Below are 13314 nucleotides of genomic sequence, written 5' to 3'. Positions count from 1 at the left end.
CAAGACCAGGAAGGAAGATGAAGCAATTCGGATGTACCGCGACGCTGCTGGCCGCCTTGGTGCTGGGCCCGGTGACCGTCTCGGGATGCGCCTCGACCGGGGAACATGCCGGCCAGGCCATCGACGACGCCACCATCACGACCGGAGTCAAGGCAGCCATCAACGGGGATCCGAACCTGAAGGTTTCCGAGCTCGAAGTGGAAACCGGACAGGGAGTCGTCCAGCTGAGAGGATTCGTCAGCTCGGCGGACGATGTGGCGGCAGCAGCAGCGGCTGCCCGCACAGTAAAGGGCGTGAAGTCGGTCAGAAATGACCTGCGCTTGAGATAAAAAACCCACCGTAAGGAGATCATCATGAAAACCATCAAACAACTCGTCGTGACCGCTTCGCTGGCAACCGTCGCACTGGGCCTGACCGGCTGCGCCGGCATGTCCAACCAGGACCGTAACACCGCCGTCGGCGCCGGCGTCGGCGCCGTGGCAGGCTCGGTCCTGACCGGCGGCAGCGCCGTCGGCACCGTGGGCGGCGCAGCCGTCGGCGGCGTGATCGGCAACCAGACCAGCAAGACCCACTAAGCCGATCCGCGGTCCGGTTCACGCAAAGGCAAACGCCCCGTTTCGACGGGGCGTTTGCCTTTTGGAAGCCGACCTCGCAAAGAAAGACAAAAACGGTTTATACGGTTTATACGAACAGCGGCGCGGGTATGCCGGCGCCGGCTTCGCGCACGATCTCGTAGCAGGTGCAGGCCGCCTGGGCCAGCCCTTCCGGGTCGAGGATCTCGATATTGCCGCGGCTGTAGTTGATCAGTCCCTGCTGCTGCAGGGCGCTGGCGGCCTTGGTGACGCCGACTCGGCGCACGCCCAGCGCGTGGGCGAGGAATTCGTGGGTCAGGTGGAAGCGGTCGGACTGCAGGCGGTCGCGGGTGACCAGCAGCGAGCGCGCCAGGCGCGCCTCCAGCACGTGGTAGCGGCTGCAGACGGCAATCTGGATGGCCTGGGCCAGCAGGGTGTCCGTGTAGCGGTACAGCACGCGCTGCAGGATCGGGCTGCGCGCGAAGGCTGCGCGGAACAGGCTGGCGTCGATGCGGCTGGCGCTGCCGGCGCGCTGAACCACGGCGCGCACCTGGGTGGTGTCGTGGCCGAGGGCGACGGTGGCGCCCAGCATGCCTTCGCGGCCGACCAGGCCGACCTCCAGGGTCATGCGCACTTCGGCCACCGCCATCATCGAGATCAGGCAGTCGTGCGGAAAGTAGATGTGGCGGATGGCGTCGCCGGGCTCGCACAGCACGGCCCCGACCTCCACCTGGACCTGGTCGAGCGCCGGGAGCATGCGGGCCAGGTCTTCCGGAGGAAGCGCGGCCAGCAACTGGTTGGCGTTATGCTCGGCGACCATGGGTGCAGCAGGAGAATTCATCGGACCCTCGCGGTTGGACGCCAGGGCAATTCTGCGGCTGACGTCGCGGTATCATTTGCTAACAACTTTTGGTCAGCGTACCGGCGCGGCCGGGGGAAGTATGTACGGTGACGCACGGAACCTGGTGTTGTTGACAGGGACAATGGTCAAACCGGACTGAAGAAAAAAAGGACCAGCCATGAACACACACCAGACACCCCCGACACGCGTCGGACAGCACCCTCTCCTGATCCTGGCGGCGCTCGCCGTGATCCTGTTCTGCGCGGTCGGCACCGCGGCCATCATGGGCTGGCTGCCGTCGTCGAAAGGCGGCACGGCGCGCGGGATGGTGCCCGCCAGGAGCGAATTGAGCGACGCCGACCGCGCCGCCCTCAACGCCAGCCTGCAGCAACCCGGCCAGCCGGGCTACGCGGCGCCGGGCACGCTGCCGCCGGCCTACCCGGCCCAGGCCGCGGTCGGCAGCTATGTGCCGGCAACGCCCAGCACCACCGCCCCGCTGCCGGCCGCCCCGGCCAGCTCGATCGCACCGACCACCGCCAGCGCCTACCCGCCGGGCTATGCGGCGCCGGCCACCGGCGCCTACGGCACCAGCGCCGCGGGCAGCACCGCCGCCGGCTACGACGAACCGGCGCCGGTGCGCGAGAGCTATCCGAAAGCCAGGACCCCGGCCCGCGTGGCCCAGGCGGAATCCGCGGGCAACTGGTGCGGCAACTGCGGCAACGTCGAATCGATCCGCCAGATCATGACCCGCGCCCAGGGCAGCGGCGTGGGCGCGGCCGGCGGCGCCATCCTCGGCGGCCTGCTGGGCAACCAGGTCGGCAGCGGCCATGGACGCCAGCTGGCGACGGTGGCCGGCGCGGTCGGCGGCGCCGTGATGGGCAACCAGGTCGAAGGCAATATGAAGGCCAGTCACAGCTACGAGATCCGGGTCCGCCTGGACGACGGCACCCTGCGCACCTTCCACCAGCAGAACCTGCCCCAATGGCGTACCGGCGACCGCGTCCGCATCGTCAAGGGGGCGCTGCGCGCCGCATAGTCGAACCGGATAACGCACCAGAACAGTGCCCGGCCATGCAGGCCGGGTCATGGAAAACGGGGCTGCGGCCCCGTTTTTGTTTTCTTTTTCGCAATGTGCGCTAGCGCACGGAACTCGGCCGTACGGCGGTCAAGAATCGATTCACGCCGGCAGGACGGCGGAGAACATTCACACGAAAGGGAGTCCAATGAACAGCATCGCATGGATCGGGATCATCCTCTGGGGTCTGCTTCTCACCTGTTTCGGCCTCGTCAGCGCCGGTCCGGCGCCCCAGCCCGGCAGCGCCGACATCGCCGCCCACGACGTGTTCTTCGTGATCACCGGCGGCATGCTGACTTGCCTGATCGGTTTCATCGGCCTGATGGGCTTCATGGGCTGGGTTCCGGGATTGCGAAAAGAACAAAAAAGCGCAGCTTAATGTACGTCAGCGAACGGAGTATATGGATGGATCCCGGGATACTGAACTCACGGCAAAGACATCGCCGGTTCATTCGAAGAGGACACTATCATGCTCTACACTATCGCTGTCATTCTCATTATTCTGTGGCTGCTTGGTCTGGTCACTTCCTACACCGTCGGCGGCTTCATCCACATCCTGCTGGTCGTTGCCGTCATCATGATCCTGGTGCGCCTGATCAGTGGACGCGGAATATAAGACCCGTCACGCAACATTCTGCAAGACCGCCCGGTCCGTTTCGCGGTCGTGCCCTGTTGACGGGCGCGACCTCGAAACGGATATTTCTTTGTAAGGAGAACACCATGCACACTGCTTTCATCCGGTCGACATTGTGCGCGACCGTATTTGCCGTCGCCGCCAGCGGCTGCGCGGACATGAACGCCACCCAGCGCGGCACCGCCACCGGCGCCGGCGTCGGCGCGGGCCTCGGTGCCATCCTCGGCGCCAGCACGGGCGGGGGCGGCAGCGGCCGCGCCACCCGTGGCGCAGTGCTGGGCGGCCTGGCCGGCGCGGTGGCCGGCAACGTCTGGTCCAAGCACATGGAGCAGCAGCGCCAGGCGATGGAACAGGCGACCCGCGGCACCGGCGTGCAGGTCTCGCAGACCGCCGACAACCGGCTCAAGCTCGAGATCCCGAGCGACATCTCGTTCGACACCAACCGCGCCGACATCAAGCCGAATTTCCGGCCCATCCTCGAGCGCTTCGCCACCACCCTGAACGAGAATCCGGGCACCTACGTGACCATCATCGGCCACACCGACAATACCGGCGGCGACCAGATCAACCAGCCGCTCTCGCTCGACCGCGCCGCCCATACGCGCGACTACCTCACCGCGCGCGGCATCGATCCGAACCGCATCACGGTCGAGGGCCGCGCCGCCCGCGAGCCGGTCGCTTCCAACGACGATCCGGCCGGCCGCGCGCGCAACCGCCGCGTCGAGATCTTCGTGAACGAGCCGAACCGCGCCGGCTGAACCCTGCCGGGCGCCGTGCCGCCAGGGCGGCGCCCGATGTACCCCAAACGCATAAGTTCACATTTTGCGGCGCAGCGCAAGATCCATTCCCCCTCGTCGTTCCGCCTCCGCACACAAGCAAACAACCAGGCTGCGGCAGGCCTCTCCGGGCAGCTTGACATATATGCATAAGTTTTTCTTATGCATATACGGAAATATTTACATCTGTGCATGGCGTCATTACCCGTCTTTATACCTGTTGCAAGATGCACACAAAATACGTCCTCCGATTTGACTTTTTCACATGAGAAATGTTCTTATCGTCCCCCTTGGCTGGTCTTTACCCGCCGAGGTCGATAAGAGAAGCCCCTGGCTTCGAGATTAAGTATTGGAGAGATTTTGACTAAGCAAATCGCAGTTAAGCACAGCGTCCTCGCTGTCGCCCTCACCCTGGCAGCGCCAGGCTTCGTGTTCGCGCAAGCCGAACAGTCGTCCGTGCAGAAGGTGTACGTGACCGGTTCGAACATCAAGCGTGCCGACAAGGAAGACTCCTCGCCGATCACCGTGATGACCGCCAAGGAAATCACCGCAACCGGTGCCAACACCGTCGCCGAACTGCTGCACAACATCCCGGCCTTCGGTTCGGGTACCTCGAACGACATCACCGACGGCGGCTTCTCGAAAGGCGTCTCGACCGCCTCGCTGCGCGGCCTGGGCTCGTCCTCGACCCTGATCCTGCTGAACGGCCGCCGCATCGCCGCCTCGGCCTATGCAGACCCGAACAACGGCAAATCGACCGTCTACGACCTGAACAACATTCCGGTGTCGGCCATCGCCCGCGTCGAAGTGTTCAAGGATGGCGCCTCGGCCGTGTACGGCTCGGACGCGATCGCCGGCGTGATCAACTTCATCACCAAGGACGACTACCAGGGTGCGCAGATCTCGGCCTCGACCTCGGCCAACGATAACGGCCAGTTCAACCGCAACAACATCAACGGCGTGGTCGGCTTCGGCGACCTGGAGAAGGACCGCTACAATGCCTTCATCAGCTTCGACGTCGCCAAGCGCGGCCACACCGGCATCAAGGATGTCAACGACATCGAAAAGGACGAGCTGTCCAAGATCAATAGCCGCCTGAACGGCTATGGCAGCTACGCCTCGGGCAACCCGTTCATCTTCCGTGAACTGACCGCCGGCGCCGGCAACTTCTCGACCAGCGCCGCCAACGGCAAATACGTCGTCAACAGCACCGCTGGCTGCCAGGGCAACGTCATTACCGGCGGCCCGCAGTACAACATCGCTTCGAGCTCGATGCTGTACGGCCGCCAGTTCTGCAACTACGACATCTACGACAATTACGAAGCCCAGTCCAAGGGTACCGACGTCAACCTGCTGTCGAAGGTCACCTTCAAGATCAGCGACAACGTCACCTCGTTCACTGAAATCGGCTTCTCGCGCGTCCAGCGTGAGTACGTCGGCCTGCCGAAGACCATCTCGTCGACCGCACCGACCACCGTGTTCCGCGTCAACGGCCTGCCGACCAGCTACCAGCTGCTGCTGCCGTCCGGCCACCCGGACAATCCGTTCACCGGCTACCGCGCAGCGGCCGTGTTCCGTTTCGTCGGCACCGACGCCAGCGGCGAGAACGTCAACAAGGCTTACCGCTTCCTGACCGGCCTGAAGGGCACCGCCGGCGCCTTCGACTGGGAAACCGGCCTGCTGTACAACCGCACCGAGCGTGACGACCTGGGCCATGGCTACCTGTACCGTCCGGTCATCGACCGCATCGTGACCGAGAACCGCACCATTGCCGCGACCATCGCCGACCCGAACGCAGTGCGCGACGTCGACAACCTGGGCTTCTCGCAAGTCACCCAGCTCGACGCCAAAGCCTCGACCACCCTCGGCAAGCTGGCCGGCGGCGACATCGGCTTCGCCTTCGGCGGCGAAATCCGCCAGGAAAAGATCGGCCTGAACTCGGATCCGGAACTGGCTGCGGGTAACATCATCGGCCTGGCGAACTCCGTCATGGACGGCCGCCGCGTCGTCAAGTCGGGCTTCGTCGAACTGCGCACCCCGTTCACCAAGACCTTCGAGATGGACTTCGCCGGCCGCGTCGACAAGTACCCGAACGCCAGGAGCTTCGTGCCGAAGGTCGGCGCCAAGTGGGAAGCGACCGACCAGGTCACCTTCCGCGGCTCGTTCGCCAAGGGCTTCCGCGCGCCGGCGCTGTCGCAGGTGTCGCCGGGCGGCGTGCAGTCGTTCAACAACGGCTTCGTCGATCCGGTCCGTTGCCCGGACGGCGTGAACCCGCTGCCGGGTGCAGACAAGCTGGATTGCTCGCGCAGCATCTCGGCAATGTCGACCCCGAACCCCAACCTGAAGAACGAAACCTCGAAGAGCTACTCCTTCGGTTCGATCATCAACGCCACCAAGAACCTCGACATCCTGATCGACTACTACCGTATTCGTAAGGAAAACGAGACTGCCCTGCTGTCGGCAACCTTCGTGGCCGAGCACCCGGACCTGTACCCGGGCCTGGCGATCCGCGACAACAACAACCTGGTCGACGCTTCGGGTCACGTCATCCCGAACTCGGGCCAGCTGCTGGCGATCAACCGCACCTTCGTGAACCAGGGTTCGACCGACACCTCGGGTATCGACGTCGAAGTGGCGCACCGCCTGAACCTGGGTGAGATGGGCCGTATTTCGACCCGCCTGAACTACACCTACGCGCTGACCTACAAGCGTTCGGAGCGTCCGGGCGAAGTCTCGACCAACGTCGTCGGCACCAACGGCGGCCTGTCCGACTGGGCGACCTCGGTGGGCGACATCCCGCGTCACCGCTTCAACATCGCGTCGACCTGGACCAGCGGCGACCACAGCGCAACCCTGTCGGCCGACTACGTGTCGTCGGTGTCGCTGATGCGCCGTACCGACAACACCACGACCTACCCGGTCCCGTTCTGCTACTACGGCACCAACACCGTGCCGGTGCCGAAGGGCGTGTCGACCGGCGGCCTGCCGAACTACCTGTACTCGAACCCGGACTGCAACGTCGACGAGTGGCTGACCTTCGGCGCCGCCTACTCGTACACCGGCTTCAAGAACTGGACCCTGTCGGCCAACATCAAGAACCTGTTCGATACCAAGGCTCCGTACGATCCGCGTTACCCGAACGAAGGCTTCAACACCCAGCTGCACAATGGCATGGGCCGTTACTTCCGCCTGACCGCTTCGTACAAGTTCAAGTAATCTGCTGAACGCCTGAACGTCTAGTACGATCGAAAGCCGCCCCGCGCAAGCCGGGCGGCTTTTTTCATGGCCGCGGTGTATGCTCGGCCGGCATATCACCAGGAGACGCCATGGCAGAACCACGCATCCGCATCGCCGGCGAGGAGATCCTCTCCGACGATTTCTATCCGCTCAAGAAGGTCACCTACGAACAGCTGCGCCGCGACGGCGGCTGGCAGGAGCAGCAGCGCGAAGTCTACGACGCCGCCAGCGGCGCCGCCGTGCTGCTGTACAACCGCGAACGCCGCACCGTGGTGCTGACGCGCCAGTTCCGGCTCGGCGCCCGCCTCAGTGCGCCCATCGGCGGCCACGACGGCTTCTTGCTGGAGGCCGCCGCCGGGGTGCTGGACGACGATGCGCCGCCCGAAGAGCGCGCCAGGATCGAGGCCCGCGAAGAAACCGGCTACGAGATCGAGCGCCTTGACGCCGTGATGCAGCTGTTTCCGAGTCCCGGCTCGCTGACCGAGAAGATCCACCTGTTCGTCGCCGAGTACGATCCGGCGCGCCGCAGCGGCGATGGCGGCGGCAAGGCCGAGGAAGGCGAAGACATCGAGGTGATCGAGATGGACTTCGACGATGCGCTGGCGCTGATCGACACCGGGGGCATCGTCGACGCCAAGACCGTGCTGCTCCTGCTGCACCTGGAGCGCCGCGTGCTCGGCCGGCACGAAGCCTCCTGATCCGTTTCCCCCCATTGGTGGTGCTGCCGGGAAACCGGCGCGCCCGCCACAATGCATTCCAGTTACAGGAGAACATCCCCTATGAAGACCCTTGCCCTGATCCTTTCGGCTTGCGCGGCCGCACTGGCGCTGCCGGCCGGCGCCCAGAACCTCAATATGAAACCCGGGCTCTGGGAGCTGAGCAACAAGGTCAGCTCCTCCGACGGCCAGATGCAGTCGGCCATGGCCGAGATGCAGAAGCAGCTCGCCAATATGTCGCCGGAACAGCGCAAGGCCATGCAGCAAATGATGGAACGCAACGGCGTGCAGATGAACGTCGGCGCCGGCGGCGCCCTCACCTCGCGCATGTGCATGACCAAGGAAATGATCCAGCGGAAGGAATTTCCAGTTCAGGAAGGCGACTGCAAGCAGAAACTGACGCCGGTCTCCGGCAACAGGATGAAGGTCGCCTTCAGCTGCAGCAAGCCGCCGGCCAGCGGCGAAGGCGAAATGAGCTTCGACAGCGACACCAGCTACCGCGCGCAGATGCACGTCAAAGGCAACGACGGCGGCAGGCAACAGACAGTGGACATGGACGTCGCCGGCAAATGGCTGGGCGCCGACTGCGGCAATCTCCGACCAATCAGCATCCCGCAAGCGCAATAGCAGCAACGACCCCCACGGGATTTGGCCAGGACTGGTTCGCCAGCCTGGCCTTTTTTACTCCCCAAATTCGGGGTCAAATTCGGGGTCAGAGCACATTATTCCGCTAATTCGGGGTCAGAGCATTTTTTTGGGCAATATCTCAGCCGCAAAAAATGATGCCCCGATGTTCGACTGGCCCGGCTGGCGCCCTGCCCCGCCCGATGTCTTAGCCGCATGGCCATTGATCGAAAAAGTGCTCTGACCCCGAATTGAAGGCGAAATGTGCTCTGACCCCGAATTACGAATTATTGCTCTGACCCCGATTATTGGCTCAGGTGGTTTCGGTGAAGGCGAGGTAGAGGTCGCGCGCCTGTTTGGCTACCGGGCCGGCCGGGAGGTCGCGGGTTTCGTAGCGGATGCAGGGGGTGACTTTGCCGTAGTTGCCGGTGCTGAAGATTTCGCGGGCGGTGTCGAGTTCTTCCGGCTTGACCGTGCGTTCCTCGACCGTCACGCCGGCGTCCTTCAGCAGTGCGATCACGCGGGCGCGGGTGATGCCGGCCAGGAAGGTGCCGTTCAGGGCCGGGGTGACGACGGCGCCGTCGGCGGTGACCAGGAACAGGTTGGAGGATGCGAACTCGGCCACGTCGCCGGCGGCGTCCAGCATGATGGCGTTGTCGAAGCCGCGGGTCCTAGCTTCGCGCAGGGCGCGGGCGGTGTTGGCGTACAGGGCCGAGGCCTTGGCGTCGGTCGGCGCCATGGTCGGCTGCGGGCGCTGCAGTTCCGACAGGCAGGCCGAAAAACCGGTAAACGGCGGCAGCGGCGCGTCGAACAGGGTCAGCGCGAAGCCGGCCTTTTCCGGCACCGGGATCAGGAAGCCTTCGGAAGCGAACACCAGCGGACGAATGTAGAGCTCGGCATCGGCCGGGAATTTGGCCACGCCTTCGCGCACCAGCGCTTCCATCTGGTCCACCGACAGCGGGCAGCGCAGGCCCAGCTTCTCGGCCGAGTCGATCACGCGCTGCAGGTGAGGACGCAGGTCCGGCAGGCGGCCATGCAGGGCGCGCGCGCCGTCGAACACGGAGGAACCCAGCCAGACGCTATGGTCCATGGCGCCGAACAGCGGCGTATTTCCTTCGGCCCATTCGCCGTTGTAATAAGTCAGGTACATTGGATTTCCCTAGTAAAAAGCGATGACGTAACGCATCAAGTTTAACCCAGGCGCCGGCATCCGGTACGCCAGAGCCCGCGGCCGCTCAGTTCGTTGGCGTACACAGCTTTCACATATCCACGAGTACACTACGCGTTCCGGGCAGTCCTTTCGCCCAGCACTACAAGTACTTCATGCTCGACATCCTAGAACGTATCGACCCGGACAGCGATCGCATCGACCTGCTGATCGACCTGGTCGACAAACTGCGTCCACGCCGCGCGTCCGATTACGACTACGCGCGCGCCCAGGTGCGCACGCTGTGCCAGCTCCTCAAAGGCCATCCCGGCCAGGCCTGGGCGCTGCGCCGCTACCTCGCCACCCTGCTGGAAACCCGCCGCCACACGAGCCTGTATTCGGATGTCGGTATTCTCTCGAACGACGGCTTCTTTACCGAACTGAAGCGCCGCATCGCCTACCGCATCCTGCCGCCCGCCCTCGACGACCACTACCTGTCCGATACCCTCGAACGCCTGCTGTGCCGCGAGGACGATTACCTGTGGATCCGCGCGATCCCGAACGCCGACTGGCTCGAGCTCTTCGACACCATCGCCAACGCCCCTCCGCCCGCGGACGCTGTCCCGGACCGCGCCCGCCAGGTGACGGTGCTCGGCCTGCTCGACGCGATCCGCACCCTCTCCTGCCGCGTCTGCGCGCTGGGACTGGAGCCGCGCCTGATCCACGCCCACATGGAGATCGAGGAAGTCGATTCGCCCTTCCTGATGCAGAACATCGAGGCCAACAACTACCTCGACCAGTACGGCCGCCTGCTGGCCGGCGAGATCGAGCAGATGGAAGACGCGCGCCACCTGCTCGTGATGCTCGACCAGTGCGAAGAAGTGGTGTTGAAGGTCCGGCGCCGCGCGCTGGGGGCCGGCACCAGCGTCTCGCTGACCTATCTGCTGGTGGCGGTCACCCAGAGCATCGACCGCCTGCGCAAGCTCCTGTTCCTGGTCGACGTCAGCGGCGAGCTGCCGGGCGCGCCGACCATCGACCTGCATGCGCTGGCCAACGAGGCCACGCCGCCGTCCGAGCCGCCGACCTCGCTGCGCCGCGCGGCCGCGCTGTCCCTGGCCCAGGAACTGGCGGAAGCCCACAACACCAAATACCAGGTGCGCGGCCTGGTGCGCGACAACGTCGACCTGCTGGCGCGTAACGTGACGGAGAACGCCAGCCGCACCGGCGAGCATTATGTCGCCGAGGACCGTGGCGCCATGCGCCAGATGTTCAACCAGGCCGCCGGCGCCGGTTTCATCATCAGCGTGATGGCGATCATCAAGATCCTGATGTCCTATCTGCACCAGGCGCCGCTGATCGAGGCCGCGCTGTACTGCATGAACTATTCGTTCGGCTTCATGCTCATCCACGTGCTGCACTTCACGGTCGCCACCAAGCAGCCCGCGATGACGGCCGCGCGCATCGCCGCCGCCCTCCACGAAAGCGACCAGAAGGGCAAAGGTTACCGCCAGGCCGACGTCGACAGCATGGCGGCCCTGGTCAACAAGGTGTTCCGCACCCAGGTGGTGGCCGTGCTCGGCAACCTGGCGACGGTGATCCCGATCTCCTTCCTGCTCGCGCTCGGCTACCAATACCTGAGCGGCCACCACCTGGTGAACGTGTTCAAGGCGCGCCACCTGATCGAGGACAGCCATCCCTGGCATTCCCTGGCCCTGCTGCATGCGGCCATCGCCGGGGTCTGGCTGTTCGTCTCGGGGCTGGTATCCGGCTACTACGACAACAAGGCGCTCTACACCCGCATGGGCCAGCGCGTGCAGCAGCTGCACGGCCTGCGGCGCCTGCTGGGGCGCGAGCGCCTGGAACGCTTCGGCCGCTACGTCGAGGACAACCTCGGCGGCCTGATGGGCAACGCCGTGTTCGGCGTCCTGATGGGCACCACCGCCCTGGTCGGCTTCCTGCTCGGCCTGCCGCTCGACGTCCGCCACGTGACCTTCTCCTCGGCCAACCTGGCGATCGGCTTCGTCGGCCTCGACTACCAGCTCGACTGGGAGACGGCCGGCATCACCCTGCTGGGGATCGCCCTGATCGCCGTGGTCAACCTGCTGGTGAGCTTCGGGCTCGCGCTGTGGGTGGCGCTGCGCGCCCGCAAGATCCGCTTCTACCACGGATTCCGCCTGTTGCGCGCGCTGGGCCGGCGCCTGCGCGCCGCGCCGCTGGACTTCTTCATCGGGCCCAAGGCCGACCCCCTGGGCCAACCACTGAGAGGTATCGAATGAGATCCCCAAGCCTGCCCTCCTGGCTCCTGGCCCTGTGCCTCGGCCTGGCCCTGGCCTCCTGCAAGGCCCTGCCCGAGGTCGATCCCGGCGCCCCCGCCAAGGGCACGCCCACGGTCGCGGGCACGAAGGGAGCGCTGCCGCCGAAGGTGGCGTCGTCGCTGGTGCAGAAGCGCTGGGCGAATGCCTCGACCGACCTGACCTCGCTGGCGCTGCTGGAGGAACAGGTGACCGGCGTGCCGCTCATCGCCGGCAACCGGGTGGGCCTGCTGTTCGACGGCCCCGCCACCATGCGCGAGATGATGGCCGCGGCGCGCGCCGCCACCAGCTCGATCAATATGGAAACCTATATCTTCGACCAGGACGAGATCGGCAACGAGTTCGCGGACGTGCTGATCGACAAGCAGCGCCAGGGCGTGGCGGTGAACATCATGGTCGACGCCGTCGGCGCCATCGCCACCCCGGCCGCCTTCTTCGACCGCATGCGCGCGGCCGGCATCCGGGTCCTGATCTTCAACCCGGTCAACCCGGCCAAGGCCAAGCGCCACTGGGACCTGAACAATCGCAACCACCGCAAGCTGATGGTGGTCGACGGCCGCATCGCCTTCACCGGCGGCATCAACATCAGCTCGACCTATGCCAACAGCTCGCTGTTCCGCTCGCGGAGCAAGCCGGACAACGTCGACGAATCGAAAGTCGGCTGGCGCGACACCCACGTCAAGATCGAGGGCCCGGCGGTGACCGCCCTGCAGTACTCCTTCGTCAAACTGTGGATCCAGCAGGAAGGCGGCGAGCTGCCTAAGGCCGAGTACTTCCCCCGCCTGTCCCGCGAGGGTGACAAGCTGATCCGCGTCCTGGCCGGCAATCCGGAAGGCGATTCCGACATCTACAAGGCGCTGGTGGTGGCGATCTCGGAAGCCAGGCAGAGCATTCACATCACGTCCGCCTACTTCGTCCCCGACCAGCAGATCGTCGACGCCCTCGCCAATGCGGCGAAGCGCGGCGTCGACGTCAAGCTGGTGCTGCCGGGCGTGTCCGACCACAGCCTGATCCGCTACGCCGGCCAGGCCTTCTACGACCAGCTGCTAAAGGCCGGCGTCAAGATCTACGAACTGCAGATCGCCGTGCTGCACGCGAAGACGGCGGTGATCGACGGCGGCTGGTCGACCATCGGCTCGGCCAACATCGACCGCCGCAGCTTCCTGCACAACTACGAGCTGAACGTGGTGGTGATGGACCCGGCCTTCGGAGGCGACATGGAGAGCGCCTTCAACGAGGACTTGCGCGATTCGAAGGAAGTGACCCTGGAGCGGTGGCGGCATCGGCCGTGGAAGGATCGGCTGCGGGAGTGGGTGGCGCGCCTGGGGGAGTACTGGATTTGAGCCGGCTGCGCTAAACCGCCGTTCCCGCGCTTCCCAC

Annotated in this window: 13 protein-coding genes; 11 read left to right on the top strand and 2 right to left on the bottom strand. The window is 65.1% G+C overall.

What is annotated here, in order from left to right; translation table 11 throughout:
- The first annotated feature begins 17 nt into the window (after window positions 1–17).
- Together AB4Z32_RS22485 and AB4Z32_RS22480 are read left to right on the top strand one after the other, a co-directional pair.
- Window positions 18–329 (top strand): BON domain-containing protein, encoded by a 312-nt coding sequence (locus AB4Z32_RS22485; RefSeq protein ID WP_442124093.1) that lies wholly within the window; start codon window positions 18–20, stop codon window positions 327–329.
- A gap of 24 nt (window positions 330–353) precedes the next feature.
- A complete protein-coding gene (locus AB4Z32_RS22480; protein ID WP_442124092.1) occupies window positions 354–575 on the top strand; it encodes a glycine zipper 2TM domain-containing protein in 222 nt (73 codons plus the stop codon).
- A 106-nt stretch (window positions 576–681) separates the two neighbouring features.
- On the opposite strand, the gene AB4Z32_RS22475 is transcribed toward AB4Z32_RS22480, so the two are convergent.
- Window positions 682–1413, bottom strand: a complete 732-nt coding sequence (locus AB4Z32_RS22475; RefSeq protein ID WP_442124091.1) for a Crp/Fnr family transcriptional regulator — start codon at window positions 1411–1413, stop codon at window positions 682–684.
- A 178-nt stretch (window positions 1414–1591) separates the two neighbouring features.
- Here AB4Z32_RS22475 and AB4Z32_RS22470 point away from each other — a divergent pair, with 178 nt between their 5' ends.
- The 7 genes from AB4Z32_RS22470 to AB4Z32_RS22440 all read left to right on the top strand — a co-directional run bounded on the left by AB4Z32_RS22470 (window position 1592) and on the right by AB4Z32_RS22440 (window position 8478).
- On the top strand, window positions 1592–2449 hold the full coding sequence (locus AB4Z32_RS22470; protein WP_442124090.1) for a glycine zipper 2TM domain-containing protein: 858 nt from the start codon (window positions 1592–1594) through the stop codon (window positions 2447–2449).
- A 187-nt stretch (window positions 2450–2636) separates the two neighbouring features.
- Window positions 2637–2867 (top strand): hypothetical protein, encoded by a 231-nt coding sequence (locus AB4Z32_RS22465; RefSeq protein ID WP_442124089.1) that lies wholly within the window; start codon window positions 2637–2639, stop codon window positions 2865–2867.
- A gap of 90 nt (window positions 2868–2957) precedes the next feature.
- The gene (locus AB4Z32_RS22460) at window positions 2958–3104 is read left to right on the top strand and encodes a lmo0937 family membrane protein (protein WP_105378160.1); all 147 of its coding nucleotides are present in this window, start codon (window positions 2958–2960) and stop codon (window positions 3102–3104) included.
- Between the two features lie 104 nt (window positions 3105–3208).
- Window positions 3209–3880, top strand: coding sequence for an OmpA family protein (locus AB4Z32_RS22455; protein WP_442124088.1), 672 nt, complete (start codon window positions 3209–3211; stop codon window positions 3878–3880).
- Window positions 3881–4258: 378 nt separating this feature from the next.
- Window positions 4259–7114 (top strand): TonB-dependent receptor domain-containing protein, encoded by a 2856-nt coding sequence (locus AB4Z32_RS22450; protein WP_442124087.1) that lies wholly within the window; start codon window positions 4259–4261, stop codon window positions 7112–7114.
- A gap of 110 nt (window positions 7115–7224) precedes the next feature.
- Window positions 7225–7833 (top strand): NUDIX domain-containing protein, encoded by a 609-nt coding sequence (locus tag AB4Z32_RS22445; protein WP_442124086.1) that lies wholly within the window; start codon window positions 7225–7227, stop codon window positions 7831–7833.
- 81 nt (window positions 7834–7914) lie between these two features.
- Window positions 7915–8478: a DUF3617 domain-containing protein gene (locus tag AB4Z32_RS22440; RefSeq protein WP_442124085.1), complete on the top strand. Its 564-nt coding sequence runs from the start codon at window positions 7915–7917 to the stop codon at window positions 8476–8478.
- A 310-nt stretch (window positions 8479–8788) separates the two neighbouring features.
- Here AB4Z32_RS22440 and AB4Z32_RS22435 read toward each other — a convergent pair whose 3' ends face one another.
- Entirely contained in the window at window positions 8789–9625 is an 837-nt protein-coding gene (locus tag AB4Z32_RS22435; RefSeq protein WP_442124084.1) for a branched-chain amino acid aminotransferase, read from the bottom strand.
- A 173-nt stretch (window positions 9626–9798) separates the two neighbouring features.
- On the opposite strand from AB4Z32_RS22435, the gene AB4Z32_RS22430 reads away from it, so the two are divergent.
- Window positions 9799–11898: a site-specific recombinase gene (locus tag AB4Z32_RS22430; protein ID WP_442124083.1), complete on the top strand. Its 2100-nt coding sequence runs from the start codon at window positions 9799–9801 to the stop codon at window positions 11896–11898.
- Window positions 11895–13277 (top strand): cardiolipin synthase, encoded by a 1383-nt coding sequence (gene cls / locus AB4Z32_RS22425; RefSeq protein ID WP_442124082.1) that lies wholly within the window; start codon window positions 11895–11897, stop codon window positions 13275–13277. Before AB4Z32_RS22430 ends, cls begins: the two co-directional genes overlap by 4 nt.
- Window positions 13278–13314 lie beyond the last annotated feature (37 nt).

The organism is Massilia sp. 2TAF26 (assembly GCF_052115005.1).
Classification (GTDB): domain Bacteria; phylum Pseudomonadota; class Gammaproteobacteria; order Burkholderiales; family Burkholderiaceae_D; genus Telluria.
The sequence above is the reverse complement of the archived record's forward strand: the minus strand, read 5'-3'. Positions and strand labels throughout refer to the sequence as shown.

Excerpts from the sequence above, each read along its gene's own strand:
- AB4Z32_RS22445 (WP_442124086.1), top strand. The coding sequence starts at position 7,225 with ATGGCAGAACCACGCATCCGCATCGCCGGCGAGGAGATCCTCTCCGAC.
- AB4Z32_RS22455 (WP_442124088.1), top strand. The coding sequence starts at position 3,209 with ATGCACACTGCTTTCATCCGGTCGACATTGTGCGCGACCGTATTTGCC.
- AB4Z32_RS22470 (WP_442124090.1), top strand. The coding sequence starts at position 1,592 with ATGAACACACACCAGACACCCCCGACACGCGTCGGACAGCACCCTCTC.
- AB4Z32_RS22460 (WP_105378160.1), top strand. The coding sequence starts at position 2,958 with ATGCTCTACACTATCGCTGTCATTCTCATTATTCTGTGGCTGCTTGGT.
- AB4Z32_RS22430 (WP_442124083.1), top strand. The coding sequence starts at position 9,799 with ATGCTCGACATCCTAGAACGTATCGACCCGGACAGCGATCGCATCGAC.
- AB4Z32_RS22465 (WP_442124089.1), top strand. The coding sequence starts at position 2,637 with ATGAACAGCATCGCATGGATCGGGATCATCCTCTGGGGTCTGCTTCTC.
- AB4Z32_RS22480 (WP_442124092.1), top strand. The coding sequence starts at position 354 with ATGAAAACCATCAAACAACTCGTCGTGACCGCTTCGCTGGCAACCGTC.
- AB4Z32_RS22440 (WP_442124085.1), top strand. The coding sequence starts at position 7,915 with ATGAAGACCCTTGCCCTGATCCTTTCGGCTTGCGCGGCCGCACTGGCG.
- cls (WP_442124082.1), top strand. The coding sequence starts at position 11,895 with ATGAGATCCCCAAGCCTGCCCTCCTGGCTCCTGGCCCTGTGCCTCGGC.
- AB4Z32_RS22485 (WP_442124093.1), top strand. The coding sequence starts at position 18 with ATGAAGCAATTCGGATGTACCGCGACGCTGCTGGCCGCCTTGGTGCTG.
- AB4Z32_RS22435 (WP_442124084.1), bottom strand. The coding sequence starts at position 9,625 with ATGTACCTGACTTATTACAACGGCGAATGGGCCGAAGGAAATACGCCG.
- AB4Z32_RS22475 (WP_442124091.1), bottom strand. The coding sequence starts at position 1,413 with ATGAATTCTCCTGCTGCACCCATGGTCGCCGAGCATAACGCCAACCAG.